At 39.8% G+C, this 22775-nt stretch carries 22 protein-coding genes; 21 read left to right on the forward strand and 1 reads right to left on the reverse strand.

The window, feature by feature from the left end; genetic code table 11:
• The first annotated feature begins 61 nt into the window (after positions 1 to 61).
• The 12 genes from coaBC (at position 62) to spoVM (ending at position 12825) form a co-directional block, all read left to right on the forward strand.
• Positions 62 to 1267: a bifunctional phosphopantothenoylcysteine decarboxylase/phosphopantothenate--cysteine ligase CoaBC gene (coaBC, locus tag BTR25_RS01385; protein ID WP_075685387.1), complete on the forward strand. Its 1206-nt coding sequence runs from the start codon at positions 62 to 64 to the stop codon at positions 1265 to 1267.
• Entirely contained in the window at positions 1268 to 3679 is a 2412-nt protein-coding gene (gene priA, locus BTR25_RS01390; RefSeq protein ID WP_075685389.1) for a primosomal protein N', read from the forward strand. It abuts the gene before it with no gap.
• A gap of 140 nt (positions 3680 to 3819) precedes the next feature.
• Positions 3820 to 4305, forward strand: coding sequence for a peptide deformylase (def, locus tag BTR25_RS01395; RefSeq protein ID WP_075685391.1), 486 nt, complete (start codon positions 3820 to 3822; stop codon positions 4303 to 4305).
• On the forward strand, positions 4302 to 5246 hold the full coding sequence (fmt, locus tag BTR25_RS01400) for a methionyl-tRNA formyltransferase (protein ID WP_075685393.1): 945 nt from the start codon (positions 4302 to 4304) through the stop codon (positions 5244 to 5246). Before def ends, fmt begins: the two co-directional genes overlap by 4 nt.
• 2 nt (positions 5247 to 5248) lie before the next feature.
• Positions 5249 to 6598 carry a 16S rRNA (cytosine(967)-C(5))-methyltransferase RsmB gene (rsmB, locus tag BTR25_RS01405; protein ID WP_075685395.1) on the forward strand — a complete coding sequence of 450 codons (1350 nt, stop codon included), beginning with the start codon at positions 5249 to 5251 and terminating at the stop codon, positions 6596 to 6598.
• A gap of 3 nt (positions 6599 to 6601) precedes the next feature.
• A complete protein-coding gene (gene rlmN, locus BTR25_RS01410; RefSeq protein WP_075685397.1) occupies positions 6602 to 7693 on the forward strand; it encodes a dual-specificity RNA methyltransferase RlmN in 1092 nt (363 codons plus the stop codon).
• A gap of 4 nt (positions 7694 to 7697) precedes the next feature.
• A complete protein-coding gene (locus BTR25_RS01415) occupies positions 7698 to 8450 on the forward strand; it encodes a Stp1/IreP family PP2C-type Ser/Thr phosphatase (protein WP_075685399.1) in 753 nt (250 codons plus the stop codon).
• Positions 8450 to 10402, forward strand: coding sequence for a Stk1 family PASTA domain-containing Ser/Thr kinase (gene pknB / locus BTR25_RS01420; RefSeq protein WP_075685400.1), 1953 nt, complete (start codon positions 8450 to 8452; stop codon positions 10400 to 10402). Before BTR25_RS01415 ends, pknB begins: the two co-directional genes overlap by 1 nt.
• A 19-nt stretch (positions 10403 to 10421) precedes the next feature.
• A complete protein-coding gene (rsgA, locus tag BTR25_RS01425) occupies positions 10422 to 11303 on the forward strand; it encodes a ribosome small subunit-dependent GTPase A (protein ID WP_075685402.1) in 882 nt (293 codons plus the stop codon).
• A 1-nt stretch (position 11304) separates the two neighbouring features.
• A complete protein-coding gene (rpe, locus tag BTR25_RS01430; protein WP_075685404.1) occupies positions 11305 to 11949 on the forward strand; it encodes a ribulose-phosphate 3-epimerase in 645 nt (214 codons plus the stop codon).
• Between the two features lie 54 nt (positions 11950 to 12003).
• Positions 12004 to 12648, forward strand: coding sequence for a thiamine diphosphokinase (locus BTR25_RS01435; protein ID WP_075685405.1), 645 nt, complete (start codon positions 12004 to 12006; stop codon positions 12646 to 12648).
• Positions 12649 to 12744: 96 nt separating this feature from the next.
• The gene (gene spoVM / locus BTR25_RS01440) at positions 12745 to 12825 is read left to right on the forward strand and encodes a stage V sporulation protein SpoVM (protein ID WP_075685407.1); all 81 of its coding nucleotides are present in this window, start codon (positions 12745 to 12747) and stop codon (positions 12823 to 12825) included.
• Positions 12826 to 12952: 127 nt separating this feature from the next.
• Here spoVM and rpmB read toward each other — a convergent pair whose 3' ends face one another.
• Positions 12953 to 13141: a 50S ribosomal protein L28 gene (gene rpmB / locus BTR25_RS01445; RefSeq protein WP_075685409.1), complete on the reverse strand. Its 189-nt coding sequence runs from the start codon at positions 13139 to 13141 to the stop codon at positions 12953 to 12955.
• A 246-nt stretch (positions 13142 to 13387) separates the two neighbouring features.
• Here rpmB and BTR25_RS01450 point away from each other — a divergent pair, with 246 nt between their 5' ends.
• The 9 genes from BTR25_RS01450 to fabG all read left to right on the forward strand — a co-directional run bounded on the left by BTR25_RS01450 (position 13388) and on the right by fabG (position 22742).
• Complete coding sequence (locus tag BTR25_RS01450) at positions 13388 to 13750, forward strand: Asp23/Gls24 family envelope stress response protein (RefSeq protein WP_075685411.1); 363 nt, start codon at positions 13388 to 13390, stop codon at positions 13748 to 13750.
• Between the two features lie 38 nt (positions 13751 to 13788).
• Positions 13789 to 15471: a DAK2 domain-containing protein gene (locus tag BTR25_RS01455; protein ID WP_075685413.1), complete on the forward strand. Its 1683-nt coding sequence runs from the start codon at positions 13789 to 13791 to the stop codon at positions 15469 to 15471.
• A 245-nt stretch (positions 15472 to 15716) separates the two neighbouring features.
• Complete coding sequence (gene sdaAB / locus BTR25_RS01460) at positions 15717 to 16379, forward strand: L-serine ammonia-lyase, iron-sulfur-dependent subunit beta (protein ID WP_075685415.1); 663 nt, start codon at positions 15717 to 15719, stop codon at positions 16377 to 16379.
• Positions 16380 to 16398: 19 nt separating this feature from the next.
• Complete coding sequence (gene sdaAA / locus BTR25_RS01465; RefSeq protein WP_075685417.1) at positions 16399 to 17283, forward strand: L-serine ammonia-lyase, iron-sulfur-dependent, subunit alpha; 885 nt, start codon at positions 16399 to 16401, stop codon at positions 17281 to 17283.
• Positions 17280 to 19328, forward strand: a complete 2049-nt coding sequence (gene recG, locus BTR25_RS01470) for an ATP-dependent DNA helicase RecG (protein WP_075685419.1) — start codon at positions 17280 to 17282, stop codon at positions 19326 to 19328. The genes sdaAA and recG overlap by 4 nt, the downstream gene beginning before the upstream one ends.
• 117 nt (positions 19329 to 19445) lie before the next feature.
• Positions 19446 to 20012, forward strand: coding sequence for a transcription factor FapR (gene fapR, locus BTR25_RS01475; protein WP_075685421.1), 567 nt, complete (start codon positions 19446 to 19448; stop codon positions 20010 to 20012).
• A 14-nt stretch (positions 20013 to 20026) separates the two neighbouring features.
• Positions 20027 to 21040 (forward strand): phosphate acyltransferase PlsX, encoded by a 1014-nt coding sequence (plsX, locus tag BTR25_RS01480; RefSeq protein WP_075685423.1) that lies wholly within the window; start codon positions 20027 to 20029, stop codon positions 21038 to 21040.
• 14 nt (positions 21041 to 21054) lie between these two features.
• Positions 21055 to 22002, forward strand: a complete 948-nt coding sequence (gene fabD, locus BTR25_RS01485) for an ACP S-malonyltransferase (protein ID WP_075685425.1) — start codon at positions 21055 to 21057, stop codon at positions 22000 to 22002.
• Positions 21999 to 22742, forward strand: coding sequence for a 3-oxoacyl-[acyl-carrier-protein] reductase (gene fabG, locus BTR25_RS01490; RefSeq protein ID WP_075685427.1), 744 nt, complete (start codon positions 21999 to 22001; stop codon positions 22740 to 22742). The genes fabD and fabG overlap by 4 nt, the downstream gene beginning before the upstream one ends.
• The last annotated feature ends 33 nt before the right edge of the window (positions 22743 to 22775 follow it).

The following is a 22775-nucleotide window of genomic DNA, read 5'->3' on the forward strand; positions in this document are numbered from 1 at the left end:
GAAAAGTTGAGCTCATTCTAGCATAATAAAGAATAAACGTGTAGAAAAATGGGGGATATCCATGAATAAAAAAATCTTATTATGTGTAACAGGTGGAATTGCTGTCTATAAAGCGGCTGCCTTAACCAGTAAACTTGTACAGGCAGGTGCGAAAGTAAAGGTCATCCTAAGTGATTCTGCTGCTAAATTTGTTTCCCCATTAACCTTCCAGGCCTTATCACGGAATGAAGTACATATGGATACATTCGAAGAGAAAAATGCAAGTGTCATTGCCCATATAGATCTGGCCGACTGGGCTGATTTAATCTTAGTCGCCCCAGCAACAGCTAATACAATCGGAAAACTTGCTAATGGCATAGCGGATAACATGATTACTACAACACTTTTAGCTGCAACTGCACCCGTCTGGATTGCTCCTGCCATGAATGTACACATGTATGATCACCCTGCGGTTAAAAAAAATGTTTCCGTCCTTGCAGCTTACGATTATCAATTTATTGAACCAAGTGAAGGCTATCTTGCTTGCGGATATGTAGGAAAAGGGCGCCTTGAGGAACCAGAAAGAATCGTCGAGTTAATAAGTCAATATTTTCAATTAGAAAATAAATTAAGCCTTAAAGGTAAAACAGTTGTCATCACTGCAGGCCCAACAAGAGAAAAAATCGATCCAGTGAGATTTATTTCTAATCATTCAACAGGAAAAATGGGCTATTGCTTGGCAGAAGCAGCTAAGAAAGGTGGGGCTGAGGTTTTGTTAATCTCAGGTCCGGTAAATATTAAAGCACCTTCTGGGGTAAATGTAATCAACGTTGAAAGTGCAGAGGAAATGTATAATGCAGTCGTGAGCAATTTTGATGCTGCAGATATCGTAATAAAAACAGCGGCAGTTGCCGATTACCGTCCGAAGGAAACCTTCGAACATAAGGTTAAGAAACAGCCGGGTAATAAGGTAATTGAACTTGAGCGAACGAAGGATATTTTATATACACTCGGCCAAATGAAGAAGGAACAAATTCTTGTAGGCTTTGCCGCGGAAACAGATCATATTGAAGAATATGCACAAAAAAAACTGTTTGCTAAAAATGCTGACATGATTGTTGCAAATAATGTTAAGGAAAAAGGGGCTGGTTTTGGTACAGATACGAATATTGTAACCATCTTTAAACGTAATGGTCCTAAGTTAGAGTTGCCGCTGATGTCAAAACAGGCTGTAGCAGATAAAATTATTGAAGAAATCTCCTCATTAAAAAAGGAATTGGAAGAGTAAATGAAAATTGCTAGTGTGATTGTCGATGTTCCTGCCAAACAAACAGATAAGAGTTTTGATTATTTAATCCCTCCGGATTTGGAAGAAACCATTCAACCAGGAATGAGAGTGATTGTCCCTTTTGGTCCCAGGAAAATTCAAGGCTTCGTAATAGCTGTAAAAGAGAACTCTGATTTTAACAAACTCCGAGAAATTAGTGAGCCTATGGACCTTGAGCCAGTTCTAAACCAGGAACTGCTCGAACTGGGATCATGGTTGACTGAACATACGTTATGCTTCAAAATATCTGCCTTCCAGGTGATGCTTCCAGCAGCCCTTAAAGCTAAATATGAAAAAAAGGTTAAGCTTGCAGAAGAGAAAGGGATAGACGTTTTACCACAAACCCTACAGCAACTATTCGACAAAAGTGGAACGATTCATTGGGAAGATGCACTTAGGAACGGGATTGTTCCTATTCTTCAACGAGAGGCAGCTAAAGGCAATCTTGAAGTCATGTACGAGGTAAAAGGGAAGGTAAATAAAAAACTCTTAAAGTTTATTCATCCGCTTAAATCAGCGGCAGCTATTGAAGAAGAGTTGAACAAATTACCACAGAGAGCCGAAAAGCAAAAGGAAGTATTAAGATACTTCGTTGAAAACCATGAAAAGGTAGAACTAAGGACCCTTCTTGCAGGCCTAAACATATCACAAGCAACCGTCAAAGCTCTTGTTGAAAAAAAACTTCTGAATGAGATTGAGTTAGAAGTCTACCGTGATCCGTATGCTGATAGGACCTTTGAGCGTACCATGCCAATACCATTATCGGACCATCAGCAGCAAGCGATTATTCCTGTTCTTCAGTCCGTGGAGAATAAACAACATGATGTTTTCCTCCTTTATGGCGTAACAGGCAGCGGTAAAACGGAAATTTACCTTCAATCCATACAGGATGTAATTGAACAGGGTGGTGAAGCTATTGTCCTTGTTCCCGAAATTGCACTGACACCACAGATGGTGAACCGGTTTAAGGGAAGGTTTGGAAATTTAGTAGCCGTTCTGCACAGTGGCCTTTCTGCTGGCGAAAAGTATGATGAATGGCGGAAAATACAACGTAAGGAAGTAAAAGTAGTTGTTGGCGCAAGGTCAGCCATTTTTGCTCCGTTTGAAAAGCTCGGGATTATCATTATTGATGAAGAACATGAGACGAGTTATAAACAAGAGGAAATGCCGAGGTACCATGCAAGAGATGTTGCCATTGAACGGGCTAAGAAGCACAATTGTCCCGTAGTTCTCGGGAGTGCTACTCCCTCACTTGAGACCTTTGCGAGAGCTCAAAAAGGTGTATATCAGCTTTTAACACTGCCAAGCAGGGTGAATAAACAGGCATTGCCAGCCGTTGAAATCATTGACATGCGTGAAGAATTAAGAGAAGGTAACCGTTCGATGTTTTCACGAAAACTGCTTGAAATGCTGAAAGAAAGACTAGAGAAAAAAGAACAGTCTGTTTTATTTTTAAACAAACGAGGACATTCGTCCTTTGTCATGTGCAGAGATTGCGGCTATGTGATGAATTGTCCTAATTGTGAGATCTCACTTACCTACCATCGTGTTAATGAGCAAATGAAGTGTCATTATTGCGGCTATGAAAGCAAAGTCCCTAAGAATTGCCCAGAATGTGCGAGCGAATATATTCGGTACTTCGGAACAGGAACTCAAAAAGTTGAGGATGAATTAGGGAAGATTCTGCCTGAAGCAAGAGTTATTCGAATGGACGTAGATACGACTGGACGAAAGGGATCGCATGAAAGATTATTAAAGGAATTTCAGGAAGGCAAGGCCGATATTCTGTTAGGGACACAAATGATTGCAAAGGGCTTAGATTTTCCTAATATTACTCTTGTTGGTGTCCTTTCTGCAGATACGATGCTCCATTTGCCAGATTTCCGTGCTTCTGAAAAAACATTTCAACTGTTAACTCAAGTAAGCGGCAGGGCTGGACGACACCAGTTGCCAGGAGAGGTAATCATTCAAACCTATACTCCAGAACATTATAGTATCGTCCTCGCGGGCCAACAGGATTACGGGCACTTCTATCAACAGGAAATGATGGTGCGAAAACTCCATCATTATCCTCCGTTCTACTATTTGGCACTCGTCACGGTTAGTCATGAGCAGTTAATGACGGTAGTTTCAGAAACTGAAAAGATTGCAGCATTTATTAGGTCAAGAAGTTCGAACCAATCAGTCATTCTCGGTCCTGCCGCTTCACCTATCCCGCGCATAAATAACCGCTATCGATACCAATGCTTAATCAAATATAAACGAGAACCAGGGCTTTTTGATACACTAAGAACAATCCTTGACCAATACCAAGTCGATGCAAAAAGTGGTTTACAAGTCAGTATTGATGTAAACCCGTATATTTTAATGTAACGTCCTAAAATCGTTGATGTATAGGTTATCTTCATCATTTTTGGGTGAAAATGTATAATGATAAGAAAGTTAATTAGTTAAAAAACAAAATAAATGTATAGGCGCTCAAATAAAAAGAGAGCAAAAATGGAGGAACCAACTTGGCAGTAAAACAGATAGTAACATACCCTGCAGAGGTACTCGAGAAAACCAGTAAACCAGTAGAAAAGTTTAATAAAAGACTTGTAAAAGTCCTTAATGATATGTACGATACGATGATCGAGTACGATGGAGTCGGATTGGCAGCACCACAAATCGGTTTAAACGAAAGAATTGCGATCGTTGACATTGATGATGAAACCGGAACAATTGAAATGATTAACCCAAAAATATTGAAAACCGCTGGAGAACAAATAGGCCCAGAGGGATGCTTGAGTTTTCCAGACCTTTTTGGAGAAGTTAAAAGACCCAATTATGTTTTAATTGAAGCCTACGATCGAAAAGGGCAAAAATATACGCTTGAGGCTGAAGGTTTTTTGGCAAGAGCTGTTCAACATGAGATTGACCACTTAGATGGAGTATTGTTTACCACAAAGGTATTACGTTATCTAGAGGAAGATGAGTTAAAAGGAGTAGAAAGTGAATGACAAAAATCATTTTTATGGGTACACCCGATTTTTCCGTGCCTGTTTTAAGACAGATTATTAATGATGGCTATGAGGTGATTGGGGTAGTTACTCAGCCAGACAGGCCAGTTGGAAGAAAAAAGGTGTTAACTCCCCCTCCAGTCAAGGTAGAGGCACTCAAGAATGAAATTCCCGTTTTTCAACCAGAAAAGATCCGTCAACGGGAGGAGTTAGATAAAATACTTGCCTTAAAGCCTGATTTGATTATTACGGCCGCATTTGGGCAAATTCTCCCGAAGGAATTATTAGAAGCACCACCACTTGGATGTATTAATGTACATGCATCACTATTACCAGAACTCAGGGGCGGTGCTCCAATACATTATGCAATCATCCAAGGTAAAAAGAAGACTGGTATTTCAATTATGTATATGGTGGAAAAGCTGGATGCAGGAGATATATTGACCCAGGTGGAGGTAGAAATTACAGAAGAGGATAATGTAGGTACATTGCACACCAAACTTAGCAAGGCTGGTTCTGCTTTATTATCAGAAACCCTGCCTAAGTTACTTGAAGGGAACGTTACCCCCATCCCTCAAAACGAATTAGAAGCAACCTTTGCTTTCAATATTAAAAGAGAGCAGGAGAAAATAGACTGGACAAAAACAGGTGAGGAAATCTACAACCATATTAGAGGTTTAAATCCTTGGCCAGTAGCCTTTACGTCATTAGAAGGTAAGGTCCTAAAAGTCTGGAACTCTGAAAAAGTCCTTAGTAATACTGCCGAAACTCCTGGAAAAATATTAAGTATTGATCCTGCTGGGTTACTAATCAGCACTGGAGATAATACTGCCATCAAGATAACGGAGCTGCAGCCATCGGGTAAAACTAGAATGAAAAGTGAAGAGTTCATAAGAGGAGCAGGCTCAAAACTAACAGTGGGCAGCAAAATAGGAGATTAAACATGACTTCAACTAGAAAAACAGTACGAGAAGTAGCAATGGACCTCCTTGTTACAATTGACAAAAATCAGTCTTATAGTAATTTATTGCTTAATAGTGCGATTGAGAAAAATAAGGTTTCGCCGAAAGATATAGGTTTATTGACAGAATTAACCTATGGAACTTTACAGCGAAAAATGGCGCTTGATTTCTTTTTAGATCCATTCATCAATAACCAAAAGAAATTAGAAAACTGGGTAAAACATTTACTGAGGTTAACGCTCTATCAAATGGAGTACCTTGATAAAATCCCCGAACGAGCAGCCGTCCATGAAGCAGTTGAAATAGCTAAGAAGCGTGGACACAAGGGAATTGCTGGAATGGTTAACGGGGTCCTAAGAAGTATTCAAAGACAAGGCCTGCCGTCTTTAGCTGACATTACAGACCCAATAGAAAGATTAGCAATTGAAACCAGCCATCCCAAGTGGTTAGTTGAAAGATGGGTTAATCAATTCGGTTTTGAAACAACCCAAGAGATGTGCGAAGTTAATTTAACTGCACCATTGCAAACAGCTAGGGTGAACCTTACAAAAACCAGCCTTCGTGAATGTATCGAGGATCTTGAAGAAGAGGGTTTCCAAGTTGAAAGGAGCTCTATTATTCCAGAAGCCATAAGGTCTTATCGAGGAAACCTAGCACATTCTAGAGCGTATACAAAAGGTTTAATTACCATCCAAGATGAAAGCTCTATGCTCGTTGCTTATGCGCTGGGTGCCAAGGAAAATGAAAAGATTCTCGATGCATGTGCTGCTCCAGGAGGCAAGACTACACATATTGCTGAAAGTATGAAGTTAACCGGTGTCATCTATTCGATAGACTTGCATGAACATAAGGTCAAATTGATAAATGATCAAGCATCGCGTTTAGGTCTTGGAAATATCAAAACAATGGCAATGGATTCAAGAACTTTAGGGAATCATTTTGATGAGGAGTCTTTTCAAAGAGTGCTGCTGGATGCCCCGTGCTCGGGCCTTGGTGTCATGAGGAGAAAACCTGACATGAAATACACCAAGCAGGAGAAGGATATATATCAATTAAGTACAATTCAAAAGTCCCTATTAGATTCTGTATCGTCATTAGTGAAAAAAGGTGGCATTCTTGTCTATAGTACGTGTACAGTAGATAAAGAGGAAAATGAACATACAGTAAAGTGGTTTTTACAGGAGCACCCTCAATTTGAACAGGATGATACCTTTACATCACGAATGCCAGAAGCAATACAACCCATGGTCAAAGACGGTTATTTACAAATATTCCCCCAGGACTTTGGCTCTGACGGTTTCTTTATAGCAGTTTTAAGAAAGAAGGTGTAACAGTTGGAACAATTAAATACAACTGAGAAAAAGACAACGATGGATACGAAAAAAACATCTATATATTCCCTGGAGCTTCACCATTTAAAGGATTGGCTATCTGAAAATGGAGAAAAACCATTTCGAGCTGAGCAAATCTTTGATTGGCTTTATAAAAAGCGTGTGTCTTCATTTGAGGACATGAGCAACCTGTCTAAAACCTTAAGAGATAAACTCTCTGAAGGCTTTCAACTTACTACTTTAAAAACAGTTATTAAACAACAGTCGGCAGATGGAACCATTAAGTTTTTATTCGAACTTCACGATGGTTACTCGATTGAAACCGTATTAATGCGTCATGATTATGGGAATTCTGTTTGTGTCACTACACAAGTGGGCTGCCGCATTGGCTGTACCTTCTGTGCATCAACACTTGGTGGACTTAAACGACATTTAGAGGCAGGAGAAATCGTTTCTCAGGTGGTGGCTGTCCAGCAGGAACTTGATGAGACAGATGAACGGGTAAGCTCTGTTGTCATTATGGGGATAGGAGAACCATTTGATAATTATGACAATATGTTATCCTTTTTAAAGATTATCAATCATGAGAAAGCTCTTAATATTGGTGCACGACATATCACTGTATCAACTAGCGGGATTGTTCCGAAAATATATCAGTTCGCTGATGAGGATATGCAAATTAATTTTGCGATTTCCCTTCATGCCCCAAATACGGAAATCCGCTCACGCTTAATGCCGATTAATAGGGCCTATAAACTTGATGACTTAATGAAATCTGTAAGGTATTATATCGATAAGACAGGCCGTCGTGTTAGCTTTGAATATGGTCTTTTTGGTGGTGTTAACGATTCAGAGGAACATGCCGAGGAATTAGCTACTTTGTTAAAGGGTATTAAGTGCCATGTGAACTTAATCCCTGTTAATTATGTACCTGAGAGAGATTATGTGCGAACTCCAAAAGATAAGATTTTTGCTTTTGAAAAGACATTGAAAAAGCGTGGGATAAATGTAACCATTCGCCGAGAGCACGGTTCTGATATTGATGCAGCATGTGGACAACTTCGTGCAAAGGAGCGGAAAGAGGAGACGAGGTAAATTTATGAAAGCAGTTTTCATGACAGATCAAGGAAAGGTCCGGCTTCATAACGAGGACGCCGGCGGAATATTTGTAAATCGGGACGGTAATCGCCTAGCCATTGTAGCAGATGGTATGGGCGGGCACCGTGCTGGAGACGTAGCGAGTAAAATGACAATCTCACAGCTGAAACAAAAATGGGAAGCTGCTAATGGAATTATAACAGCAGATGAGGCAGAAGCTTGGCTTAAAGAACATATTACAAGCGTTAATAGCATGCTTTTAGACCATGCAATGAGTCATTCTGAGTGTGATGGAATGGGGACAACAATCGTAGCTGCCATAAGTACGAACCGGTTTGTTACGATTGCTCATATTGGAGATAGCAGATGCTATCTGTTAAATGAATCTGGTTTTAAACAGGTAACAGAAGATCATTCTCTTGTTAATGAGCTTGTGAGGTCAGGACAAATATCAAGAGAAGATGCCGAGCACCATCCTCGCAAGAATGTACTACTAAGAGCCCTAGGTACCGAAAAAACAGTTGAAATGGATATTAGAACTATTATTTTTGAGGAAGGGGACATTCTCTTATTATGTTCAGATGGCCTTTCAAATAAAATAAGTGAACAAGAAATGATGGGGATTTTACAAACCGAAGAGTTATTAGAGAGAAAAGCAGGGACATTTATCTCTCGCGCTAACGAAAATGGTGGAGAAGATAACATTACATTGGTGATTGTGGAGTTTTCTGAGAGCAGTGAGGGTGATTTATAATGTTAATCGGTAAAAAATTAAGCGGTCGCTATAAAATTTTGGAGATGATTGGCGGAGGCGGTATGGCCAATGTTTACTTAGCCCATGACATGATTCTTGACCGTGATGTTGCCGTTAAAATGCTTCGCCTTGATTTTGCTAATGATGAGGAATTTATTCGCAGGTTTCGCCGAGAAGCACAATCCGCAACCAGTCTTGCTCACCCGAATATTGTTAATATCTATGATGTTGGCGAGGAAAATGAACTATATTATATTGTCATGGAACATGTAGATGGTCAAACATTGAAACAATACATACAGCAGAATTCACCTTTAAGGGTTGAAGCGGCGATCGAAATTATGGAACAGTTGACTTCCGCTATATCTCATGCCCATCAAAATCAAATTATCCATCGGGATATTAAACCACATAACATTTTAATTGACCGTTTTGGAACCGTTAAAGTAACGGATTTTGGTATTGCAATGGCACTCAGTGCTACTAGCATTACTCAGACTAATTCTGTCCTTGGGTCTGTCCATTATTTGTCACCTGAGCAGGCACGCGGTGGAATGGCAAATCGGAAGTCAGATATTTATTCTATTGGAATTGTAATGTTTGAACTATTAACGGGCAGACTGCCTTTTTCTGGTGAGTCCGCGGTTTCTATTGCCTTAAAACATTTACAATCAGAAACACCATCTGTAAGAAGGTGGAATCCTAATATTCCACAGAGTGTTGAAAATATTGTCATAAAAGCAACGGCCAAGGATTCTTTTCATCGATATAATACCGTAGAAGAAATGGAAGAAGATTTACGTACAGCACTTGATGTTGATCGGTCAAACGAGCCCAAATTTGTTATTCCTGTTGACGATGAGGCTACAAAAGCAATTCCCATTATCACAAATGATCGTCCGCTTCAAAATCTAGATGAGACATTAGTACACAGTCACAAGAATGGATATGAAGCACCCAAAAAAGAAAAAGAACCAAAAAAACGTAAAAAATGGCCTATTATATTCATTACAACTTTACTGCTTTTAACATTACTAGGTGTTTTCTTTGCTATGCTGCCGGGGATGCTGTCTGCTAAGGAAGTAGAAATTCCTGATGTAAGCAAAATGGAATTAGAGGAAGCAATCTCTAAATTGGAAGCCAGCGGGCTGCAGGTTGGCGAGCAAATAGAGATAACCGACGATGAAGTGGAAGAAGGCATGGTAATTAAAACAAACCCAGAAGCAGGAAATATGGTGAAAGAAAATGCACCCGTTACCATCTACATAAGTACTGGGAAAGTTTTATATGAATTGCCTGATTATGTTTCCCGAAATTATAAGGATATAGTCAGTTTCTTGGATAATAAATACTTTAAGGATATAAAGATCAAAGAAGTCCATAATGATAGCGAACCAGGTACCATTCTAAGTCAAAAACCTGCGGGTGGAGAAAAAGTGGTCCCAGAGGAAACAGTCTTAGAGTTTGAAATAAGTAAAGGGCCAGAAAAAATCATTCTTAAGGATTTGACACAATACAGTATTAAAGGTGCACAGGATTATGTCGATTCTGTTGGTTTAAGTCTTGAAACTTCTGAGGAGAATTATCATGATACGATCCCTGCAGAAAACATTATTTCTCAATCACCAGCACCAGGAACGGAAATGAAAAAAGGTGATAAGATTTCAGTCGTCATTTCAAAAGGCAAAGAAGTGAAACAACCTAAACCTGTGAGTGTAGATGTTACAATTGAGTACGAACCAGAGGAACCTGGTCAAGAACAAGTAGTTGTCATCTATATTGATGACCTGAATCGAACAATCTTCGATCCTGCAGAGACCTTTCCAATAACAGCTAGAACAAAAATTAAGCTTGAGCTTTTGGTTCCTTATGGGAAAAAAGCAGGTTATAAAATAGTCAGGGACAACAAGGTTGTTGAAGAACAATCAGTACCATATCCAGATTCAGAATAATAAATCAAGGAGTGTGGCTATGCCTGAAGGGAAAATTGTAAAAGCACTAAGCGGTTTTTATTATGTACTCAACGAAGGAGGACTTGTTCAATGCCGTGGAAGAGGTGTATTCCGAAAGAATAAAATTACACCACTAGTGGGCGATGAAGTCGTTTATCAAGCGGAAAATGACCGTGAAGGGTATATCATGGAGGTAAAGGACAGAAAGAATGAATTGATCCGTCCACCAATCGCTAACGTTGATCAAGCAATTTTAGTATTTTCGGCAGTTGAACCTGATTTTAGCACAGTGCTCTTAGACCGATTTCTTGTACTAGTTGAATTTAACCATATACAACCGCTTATTTGTATTACGAAAATAGACTTAGCGGATAAGGAACAAATACAAGCAATTAAAGAATACGCTGACCAATACCGAGAAGTGGGATATGAAGTGATCCTCACGTCTTCAGAAACAGAAATGGGAATTCAAGCTTTAACACCTCATGTAGATGATAAAATCTCTGTATTTGCTGGACAATCAGGAGTAGGCAAATCTTCGCTGTTAAATGTTTTAAGACCCGACTTGGAACTTAAAACAAATGATATCTCCACCCATTTAGGGAGAGGAAAGCATACTACTCGACACGTTGAGTTAATCGGTATCGGTAATGGGTTAATCGCTGATACACCAGGCTTTAGCTCGCTGGAATTTACCAATATAGAAGCAGAAGATTTAAATTCTTGTTTCCCTGAAATCGCTAGGCAGAGTGAAAACTGCAAATTCCGAGGCTGCTTACATATAAGTGAGCCGAAGTGTGCGGTCAAGACGGGTGTTGAATCAGCGGGAATTACTAAATACCGCTATGAACATTACGTTGAATTTTTACAGGAAATAAAAGATAGAAAGCCGAGGTACTAAGATGGTTAAAATTGCACCCTCGATCCTTTCAGCTGACTTTGCGAGGCTGGGAGAAGAGATTCAAGCGGTTGAAGAAGCCGGGGCGGACTATATACATATAGATGTAATGGATGGCCAATTCGTGCCAAATATTACAATTGGCCCGCTTATTGTTGAGGCGATCCGTCCAATTACACAGCTACCGCTAGACGTTCATCTGATGATTGAAAAACCGGATCAATATATTGAAGCTTTTGCTAATGCTGGGGCAGACTATATTACTGTCCATGTAGAGGCTTGCAGGCATTTGCACCGGACCATCCATCATATTAAATCATTTGGAATAAAGGCAGGAGTTGTACTTAATCCTGCTACACCTGTGGAGTCGATTCAGCATGTAATTGATGACATTGATATGGTGTTATTAATGTCAGTGAATCCAGGTTTCGGCGGGCAAAAATTCATTCCAGAGACTTTAAATAAAATTAGGAAAGTAAAGCAAATGGCTGAGGAAAAAGGACTTAATATTGAAATCGAAATTGATGGCGGTGTTAACTCAGAAACAGCAAAGCAGTGCATTGAGGCCGGTGCAAATGTACTTGTTGCTGGCTCTGCTGTCTATAATCAGCCTAATTACCAAGAAGCAATAGCTTTAATAAGAGGTTAAAACTGTAGAAGCCGGCGTAAAGCTCGGCTTTTTGTGTAGTCTGGAGGTACATGAATGAAAATTAATATAGTGGCGGGAGGACCAGAAGCACTCCTGCCAGAATTAACTCAATATGCAAAAGAAGGGGCCATGTGGGTTGGGGTGGACCGGGGAGTTTTCTATTTACTTCAAAGGGGGATTAAGCCGGCAATCGCCTTCGGTGACTTTGATTCAGTTTCGGAAAAAGAACTTCATTTGATTGAGAACAAAGTTCATCAAATGCAACGTTTTAAACCTGAGAAAGATGAAACTGACATGGAACTTGCCTTGAATTGGGCACTTGAACAAGGCCCTGCTGAAATCCTTATTTTTGGTGCTACCGGAGGAAGACAGGATCACCATTTTGCAAATGTTCAATTAATGATAAAACCATACTTAGAGAAAAAGTCTATTCCAATCTTCATCATGGATAAACAGAATCTTTTATTTATCAAAGGCCCAGGGACTTATAGAGTCGAAAAGGATTCTAAAAAATATGTTTCTTTTATCCCTATAACCCTTGTAGTTACTAACCTAACACTAGAAGGCTTCAAGTTTCCACTAACAGGCAGGTATATTTCGATTGGCTCGACACTATGTATTAGTAATGAACTTATTAGTGATTATGGTACTTTTTCATTTTCCGAAGGCATATTATTAGTGATAAGAAGTGATGATTAATAGGCTTTATCATAAGGTACTGATTTCGTTCGTTGGAATAAAATAATAAGGGCGTACGAGAAAAGCTAGATGTGTGAGATGGTGAGGAGGGACATTATGAAGTTTTATACAATTAAACTGCCGAAATTTTTAGGTGGACTTGTCCGCGCGATGATTGGAGCATTTAAGAAGAATTAACTAATAAAAAATAAGATGACTAAATTCATTTAAATTATTTTTGGCACCTAATATAGGTGCTTTTTATTTTTCATGCAGATGGGAAGAATAAAAATAAAGGACATCCTACTATAGGATGCCCGCCATTTTATACGCGTTCTACTTTACCGGATTTTAACGCTCTTGCTGAAACCCAAACTCGTTTAGGCTTTCCATCAACAAGAATACGTACTTTTTGTAGGTTAGCACCCCATGTACGCTTGTTAGCGTTCATAGCGTGAGAACGTGTGTTACCAGTTGTTGTTTTCTTTCCAGTTATAACACATTTACGTGGCATACTGATTCCCTCCTTATTACAAAAGCTTTATACAGCATTTAGGTTATTGTCTAAAGATACTTTAATAATTTATCATACAACTAAGTTGAATGCAATAGTGATTAATAAAGCTTTCAAGAAAATATCCTTGACATTGGTTTTATTTTCGGACACTAATAATAGGGGGAAAGTATGACTTTCAAAATATCCTTGACTATAGTAAAATGTCTTTAGTCAAGTAGCAATTTCCAAAAGGGGGAACGATTCATGTCCATCGAATTAATGACCAAGTACGGACAAATTGATATTTCAACTGAAGTAATCGCCACCATTGCTGGAGGAGCAGCCATCGATTGTTATGGAATTATCGGCATGGCTTCTAAGAATCAAATTAAAGACGGTTTTACAGAAATATTACGTAAAGAAAATTTCACTCGTGGAGTTATTGTTCGTCAAGAAAATGAAGAAGTACATATTGATATGTATATTATTGTCAGCTATGGAACGAAAATTTCCGAGGTTGCCCATAACGTTCAATCAAAGGTTAAATACACGCTAGAGAAGACCGTTGGACTTGCCGTTGACTCGGTAAATATTTACGTTCAGGGAGTTCGTGTAACGAACCCTTAAGTTCGTACGGCGAAGTCTCAAGTAGAGGAGGAAAGTTTGTGTCAATAACAGCTTTAGACGGAAAACGTTTTGCAGAAATGGTGATTCAAGGTGCGAATCATTTGGCAGCCAATGCAAAAATGGTTGATGCGTTAAACGTTTTTCCTGTGCCCGATGGTGATACTGGAACGAATATGAATTTATCTATGACTTCTGGGGCAAAGGAAGTTAGAAATCATGTTCAAGAGCATATTGGTAAGGTAGGGATTGCCCTTTCAAAGGGTTTATTGATGGGAGCTAGAGGGAACTCTGGTGTAATCCTATCTCAATTATTCCGTGGTTTTGCCAAAGCAGTTGAAACAAAACCAACCATTTCAGCTAAAGAATTTGCAGATGCATTTGAGGCCGGCGTTGAAACAGCCTATAAGGCAGTGATGAAACCTGTTGAAGGTACTATTCTTACAGTAGCAAAGGATTCTGCCAAAAAAGGACTCCATGCTGTCCAAAATTCTAATGATATTATTGAGATTATGGAAGAAATTCTTAAGGAAGCCAAGGCTTCACTTAAACGCACACCTGATTTGCTTCCTGTTTTAAAGGAAGTTGGAGTGGTGGATAGCGGTGGTCAAGGGTTAGTTTTTGTTTACGAAGGCTTTCTTGCAGAGTTAAAAGGAGAAAAGCTTCCTGATTCACCAGCAACACTTCCATCAATGAATGACATGGTAAGTGCTGAGCATCATAAAAGCGTGCAAAGCCATATGAACACGGAAGATATTGTATTCGGATATTGTACCGAGTTCATGGTTAGATTTGAAGAGGAAAAGATGGCAAAGCATCCATATAAGGAACAAGTTTTCCGTAATGATCTTAGTAAACTGGGGGATTCCCTTTTAGTCATTGCAGATGATGAAGTGGTAAAGGTTCATATTCACTCTGAGCAGCCTGGTAATTGCCTTAACTATGGTCAACGATATGGTAGCTTAATCAATATGAAAATTGAAAATATGCGTCAACAGCATTCTAATATAGTTGGTGAAACATATACTCCTCTTGTTTCTGATCGTCCACAAGCACCAAAAGAGCAGCAAGAGTACGGAGTTGTGACTGTTTCTATGGGATCTGGAATAGCGGATTTGTTTAAGAGTATAGGTGCTCACGCGGTTATAGAAGGCGGACAAACGATGAATCCAAGCACAGAGGATATCGTTAAAGCTGTTAAAGAAGTCAATGCGAAAAAAGTATTTATCCTCCCTAATAATAAAAATATTATTATGGCTGCACAGCAAGCGGCAGATGTTTCAGACGAAGAGATCTATGTAATCCCATCCAAAACAGTTCCACAAGGACTATCTGCTTTATTGGCATTTAATCCAGCTGGAGATGTTGAAACAAATGAAGCGGCAATGATTGAAGCCCTGAAGCATGTTAAGACAGGGCAAATCACGTTCGCAGTACGTGATACTCAAATTGATGGCTTAGAAATCGAAAAAGAGGATTTTATGGGCATTGCAGAAGGTAAGATTGTTGTAAAATCAAAAGATAAAGGCCAAGTGGCTGAAGAGTTGCTTTCAAAGATGTTGGATGAGGATTCTGAAATCTTGACCATCCTGTACGGTGAAGGTGTAACCGAAGAGGAAGTTAATGGACTTGTTCAATATGTAGGAGAAAATTATCAAGATGTAGAGGTTGAAATCCATAACGGAAAACAACCATTATATTCATTTATATTTGCAATTGAATAAGGTTCAACTAACAATCAGTAGGAGGTTCCACCCCCACTGATTGTTAGTTGAACCGATCGGGCTTTTACGAGCAGTTGATTCCCACTCTGCTATTCTTGAATTTCCAAGATTTGAAGGGGGAACCTACTGCCCGTTAAGGCGGGATAGATGTTAAAATAGAAGGGGAAACCCTTCTATTTTCTTTTTTCTATGATATAAATATTAATGGCTATACAGAATAGTGTTTTTCGGGAGGGGAGAAGACGGTGAAATATAGAAGCGTATTTGACATAATTGGACCAGTCATGATCGGTCCATCAAGTTCACATACAGCAGGTGCAGCTAGAATTGGTAAAGTGGCAAGAAGCTTGTTTGGAAGAGAACCTAAGTGGGCTAATATCTCACTCTATGGTTCTTTTGCTAAAACGTATAGAGGTCACGGTACAGATGTTGCATTAGTAGGCGGTTTATTAGATTTCGAAACAGACGATGTAAGGATTATTAATGCAATCGACATTGCCAAGGAAAAAGGAATCAAGCTTCGCTTTATTGAAGAGGATGCGGTAACGGACCATCCTAATACCGCAAGAGTCATGATTGGTGATGAAAAAGGTGAGCTTGAATTAGTTGGAATCTCTATTGGCGGCGGTAAAATCGAAGTAACAGAATTAAATGGATTCGAGTTAAAGTTGTCTGGTAACCATCCTGCGATTTTAGTTGTGCATAACGACCGTTTTGGAGCGATTGCTAGTGTTTCAAATGTCCTTGCCAAACATGAAATCAATATTGGTCATATGGAAGTGTCACGGAAGGAAATAGGAAAAATCGCCCTCATGACCATTGAAGTTGACCAAAATATTAAAGAAAAAATACTTCTGGAACTAGAAAAACTCCCAAATATACTGAAAGTAACGAAAATAGTTGATTAAGCCTAAGAGGGGGATACATGTGTTTCGTAACGTTGCTGAGTTAGTAGAACTAGCAATCAGTCAAAATAAAAAAATATCTGAAATCATGATAGAACAGGAAGTCACTGTGAGCGGACGTTCCCGTGAAGAGGTTTTTTCATTTATGGATCGAAATTTAACTGTCATGGAAGAAGCAATTGAACGGGGATTAAAAGGGGTAACATCACATTCCGGGCTAACAGGCGGTGATGCAGTTCTTTTACAAAAATATATAGAAAAAGGGAAATTTCTATCCGGTGAAATCTTGCTAGATGCAGTTAGTAAGGCAGTTGCCACAAATGAGGTCAACGCTGCAATGGGGACGATATGCGCCACGCCTACTGCGGGTTCTGCAGGTGTAGTCCCAGGTACCTTGTTTGCAGTAAAGAATAAGCTGAATCCTACCAGAGAAGAGATGATTAGGTTTTTGTTTACATCGGGAGCGTTTGGCTATGTAGTTGCAAACAATGCATCGATTTCAGGTGCTTCTGGAGGCTGCCAGGCTGAGGTTGGTTCGGCGTCTGGTATGGCTGCAGCTGCCATAGTAGAAATGGCAGGTGGGACACCTGAGCAAAGTGCGGAAGCAATGGCAATTACGCTAAAGAATATGCTAGGGCTTGTTTGTGACCCGGTGGCAGGACTGGTAGAAGTTCCATGTGTGAAAAGAAACGCCATGGGTGCAGCGAATGCCATGGTTGCTGCTGATATGGCATTAGCAGGGATCACAAGCCGTATTCCTTGTGACGAAGTGATTGATGCTATGTACAAAATTGGTCAGAACATGTCGTCTGCTCTAAAAGAAACTGCTCAGGGAGGGTTGGCGGCAACACCGACAGGTCGTGAACTTGAGGCAAAGATCTTCGGTACTCCGCTGAAGAAACCGTGAAACCAAAAATATTAGAACCTATTACAGTATTAAGAGGCATCGGGGAAGAAACGGCTGAAGGCTTAGCAGAAATGAACATTTATACAGTCAAGGATTTATTAGAATACTTCCCATACCGGTATGAAGATTATCGTTTACGTGATCTTTCAGAAGTTCAACACGAAGAAAAAATCACGGTCGAAGGGAAGGTTCATAGTGAGCCTTCTCTTAGCTATTTTGGCCGTAAAAAATCAAAACTTACGTTTCGTTTCTTCATCGACCGTTATCTGGTGAAGGTGGTATTCTTTAACCAGCCTTACTTAAAAAATAAAATTGTAATGAATGACACCATAACGATTACCGGAAAATGGGACCAGCATAAACAAACGATTACTGGCGGTGAACTGCAGCTGGGACATAATACAAAAATGACAGATTTTGAGCCCGTTTATTCTCTAAAAGGTAAAATTACTACAAAAGGAATGCGGAAATTTATCAGTATTGCCTTTAAGCAATTTGGTAATGGTATTGAAGAAATACTCCCCATCTCCCTTGTTAAAAAGTATCGCCTGTTAGATCGTAATGAAGCATTTAGGGCCATGCACTTTCCTCAGAACGCCGAGGAGGTTAAGCAGGCGAGGCGCCGATTTGTTTATGAAGAATTCCTTCTTTTTCAATTGAGAATACAAGCTTTAAGAAAGTTTGAACGGGAAAATGCACCTGGATTACAACAGAAGTTCTTAGCAGAAAAATTAGAAGAGTTTATTCATCGTTTACCTTTTCCACTAACAAATGCACAAGATCGTGTGGTAAATGAAATTCTTATAGATCTAAAGTCTCCGTTAAGGATGAATCGACTTTTACAAGGTGATGTTGGTTCAGGGAAAACGGTGGTGGCTGCCATTGGGTTATTCGCCAGTGTTACAGCTGGTTTTCAAGGAGCATTAATGGTTCCGACAGAAATACTAGCTGAACAGCATTCCGAGTCCCTTACAAAACTGCTCCAGCCCTTTGATGTGCGCTGCGAACTTCTAACTAGCTCCATAAAAGGAAAACGCCGCAGAGAGGTCCTTCATGAATTAGCAGAGGGAAAAGTAGATATATTAATTGGGACACACGCACTAATCCAAGATGAAGTTAATTTTAAAAGGCTTGGATTTGTCATAACAGATGAACAGCACCGTTTTGGAGTTGAACAGAGGAGAGTGCTTAGAGAAAAAGGTGAAAACCCAGATGTTTTATTTATGACAGCAACGCCCATACCACGGACCTTAGCGATTACTGCGTTTGGGGAAATGGATGTTTCCATTATTGATGAAATGCCTGCAGGGAGAAAAGCGATTGAAACTTATTGGGCTAAACCAGAAATGTTAGATCGTGTGCTTTCATTTGTTGAAAAGGAATTAGTGAAAGGGCATCAAGCCTATGTCATATGTCCGCTGATTGAGGAATCTGACAAACTGGATGTTCAAAATGCAATTGATGTTCATACAACCTTAAGTCATTATTTTCAAAAGCGCTTCTCAGTCGGGCTCATGCATGGACGCCTGCATTCAGATGAAAAAGAAGCTGTGATGAAGCAATTTAGCATAAATGAAATCCAGGTCCTAGTATCAACCACTGTCGTCGAAGTTGGGGTAAATGTGCCCAATGCAACGATGATGGTAATTTACGATGCTGAAAGATTTGGACTATCACAGCTGCATCAGCTTCGCGGTCGTGTTGGCCGCGGTAGTGAACAGTCTTATTGTATCTTGCTCGCGAACCCAAAGTCTGAGGTAGGACAAGAACGAATGAGAATTATGACAGAAACAAATGATGGATTTGTCTTGAGTGAAAAAGATCTCGAACTTCGGGGGCCAGGCGACTTTTTTGGTAAGAAACAAAGCGGGATTCCTGAATTCAAGGTTGCTGATATGGTCCATGACTACAGGGCACTTGAAACGGCTAGGAATGATGCGGATCTGATGATTCAATCGAAGGTTTTTTGGTCCTCTGAAGAATATAAATACTTAAGAAGTCAGCTTGAAGAAACAGGGGTATTAGAAGGAGAAAAGCTTGATTAAGCAAATCTAGAGTGAGGAAAAGCAGTTTTGGGGAAAAAGTATTTCTTGCAATCTGCTTTTTCTAATTTTATACTACTATTAGTACCTAGTCATAAGATGTCGGACGGTGTGTTGAAAATGAAAAGAACAAAAAAAGAACGGCAGCAAATGCTGACAGTAACAATCCATGATAATCCCTTTATCACCGACGAAGAGCTTGCTGAAAAATTTCTAGTAAGTGTGCAAACGATACGCCTTGACCGTTTGGAATTATCAATTCCTGAATTACGTGAACGGATTAAGCATGTAGCAGAGAAGAAATTTGAGGATGAGGTCCGCTCATTACCAATTGAAGAAGTAATTGGTGAAATAATAGACATTGAATTGGATCATAGTGCTATTTCAATACTTGATGTGAAAGAGGAGCATGTTTTTAAGCGTAATAAGATTGCTCGCGGGCATCACGTTTTCGCCCAGGCAAACTCTCTGGCAGTAGCAGTGATTAATGATGAGCTGGCCTTAACGGCAAAGGCTAATATTCAGTTTAAGCGTTCTGCAAGACAAGATGAACGTGTGATTGCAAAAGCAAGAGTATTAAAAATAGATGATGGTACGGGCAGAACGATTGTGGAAGTAACTAGTTTTGTTAATAACGAACTAGTCTTTAAAGGTGAATTTGAAATGTATCGCTCGAAAAATCATTAAAGGATGATAACATAATGAAACTCGCAATCGATGCAATGGGTGGCGACAACGCTCCAAAAGAAATTGTTAATGGTGCAATGAAAGCTGTTGAAGCATTTCCAGATATACATATCACCCTAGTTGGGGACGAAAGTAAAATAAAAGAATACTTAACAAACCCAGAAAGAATTACAGTCCTACATACTACGGAAGTAATTCTAGGGACTGATGAACCAGTAAGAGCAGTGAGAAGGAAGAAAACGGCGAGCATGGTATTAGCGGCACAGCAAGTGGCTGATGGTGCTGCTGATGCATGTATTTCTGCTGGTAATACAGGTGCACTAATGGCTGCAGGACTATTTGTTGTCGGTAGAATTGAAGGAATAGAGCGCCCTGCCCTGGCACCGACACTTCCTACTATTGGCGGGGAAGGTTTTCTGCTGTTGGATGTTGGTGCAAATGTTGACGCAAAAGCAGAACATTTATTACAATATGCCATTATGGGTTCGATTTACAGTGAAAAAGTAAGAGGAGTTGCGAATCCGCGCGTCGGTCTTCTTAATATCGGTTCCGAAGAAAAGAAGGGAAATGAATTGACAAAACAAGCTTATGATCTCTTAAAATTGGCCAATCTTAATTTTGTCGGTAACGTCGAGGCAAGAGACCTGCTAGAAGGTGCCGCAGATGTTGTTGTGACAGATGGTTTCACCGGCAACATGGTATTGAAGACCATTGAAGGAACAGCTTTATCCATGTTTAAAATGTTAAAGAGTTCATTAATGAGCAGTTTAAAAAGTAAATTAGCTGCCGCTGTTTTAAAACCTGAATTTAAAGCTTTAAAAAGTACTATGGATTATTCAGAATATGGCGGAGCTGGTCTTTTTGGACTAAAGGCTCCTGTTATTAAAGCGCATGGTTCTTCCAATGCTCAAGCGATATATAGTTCAATTCGCCAGACAAGAGAGATGGTTGAAAAAAATGTGGGGTCACTAATTAAGACATCAATTGAAGAAATCGAAGAAATTGATGTAACTAAAATAAGGCTTTAAAAGGAGAGCAGGTTATGGGTAAAATAGCATTCGTATTTCCGGGGCAAGGCTCTCAAGCGGTTGGAATGGGAAAAGAGCTGGCAGAGCGTTATCTTGAGGTTAAAGCATATTTTGAAAAAGCGGACGAAACCCTTAAAACAGATTTAAGCAAGCTTATTTTTGAAGGGCCTCAAGAAGAATTAACATTGACAGTAAATACACAACCTGCCCTTTTAACAACAAGTATTGCAATCTTAAGTCTTTTTGAAAAATCTGGTATAAAAGCTGATTATTTAGCTGGTCATAGCCTAGGTGAATATACGGCCCTTGTAGCTGCAGGATCACTTACCTTTGAAGATGGCGTGTATGCTGTCCGAAAACGTGGGGAGTATATGGAGCGTGCTGTACCAAATGGTGAAGGCTCCATGGCTGCTGTCTTAGGATTAGACCGCCAAGGGCTTACGCAGGTTACGAAAGAAGTTACCGAAACAGGGTTCCCTGTTTCATTAGCTAATTTAAATTGTCCTGGGCAAATTGTCATCTCCGGATCAAAGAAAGGCGTAGAGTCTGCATCTGTTAAGGCAAAGGAAGCGGGAGCTAAGAGAGTGATCCCGCTAGAAGTAAGTGGACCTTTTCATTCTTCTTTGATGAAGCCTGCGGCAGATGAGCTAAGGACGGTACTAGATGGTTTAGAGATGAAAAATGCATCAATTCCAGTCATAGCAAATGTTTCCGCCGAGCCTATGAGTGAGGCGTTGGAAATAAAAGAGAATTTGATTGAACAACTGTACTCCCCTGTGTTATGGGAGGACAGTGTACTAAAAATGATCGATTTAGGCGTTGATACCTTTATTGAAATTGGACCAGGGAAGGTTTTGGCGGGGTTAGTTAAAAAAGTAAATCGAACTGTTAGAACCTATTCCGTTTCAGATGAACATAGCTGTCAAGCTGTAATTGAAGCATTAAAGGAGGAAAAACTTTGAATCTAGCTGGAAAAATTGCTTTAGTCACGGGTGCATCAAGAGGTATAGGAAGAGAAATTGCACTTGAGCTTGCAAGACAGGGAGCAAATGTAGCAGTGAATTACTCTGGGAGTGAAGCAAAAGCAAATGAAGTAGTAGATGAAATAAAGACGATGGGGCGTGAAGCCTTTGCAGTGAAATGTGATGTTTCAAGTGCAGAGGAAGTAGCTGCCATGGTGAAAGGTACAACCGACAGGTTCGGCAGATTAGATATTCTTGTTAATAATGCAGGGATTACCAAGGATAATTTATTGATGAGGATGAAGGAAGAAGAATGGGATGATGTCTTAAATATTAATCTTAAGGGTGTCTTCCTTTGTACAAAGGCTGTTACCCGCCAAATGATGAAGCAGCGCGTTGGCCGAATCATTAATATTTCTTCCGTTGTTGGAGTAAGCGGGAATCCAGGACAAGCCAATTATGTTGCAGCAAAAGCAGGAGTAATTGGGTTAACAAAAACCACGGCAAAAGAGCTTGCTACTAGGAATATTACTGTCAATGTAATTGCACCTGGTTTTATTACCACGGATATGACCGACAAATTGACTGAAGAACTCAAAACGGAAATGCTTAAACAAATACCTTTAGCACGTTTAGGTGAACCAAAGGATATTGCAAAAGCGGCTGCTTTTCTAGCTTCTGATGATGCTGGTTATATTACCGGACAGACCGTAAACATTAACGGCGGAATGCTAATGTAAATTCATGAAATAAAACACTTTGTTTTATGGCAT

Source organism: Bacillus sp. MRMR6, from assembly GCF_001940785.1.
In the GTDB taxonomy this organism is placed as follows: Bacteria; Bacillota; Bacilli; order Bacillales; family Cytobacillaceae; genus Neobacillus.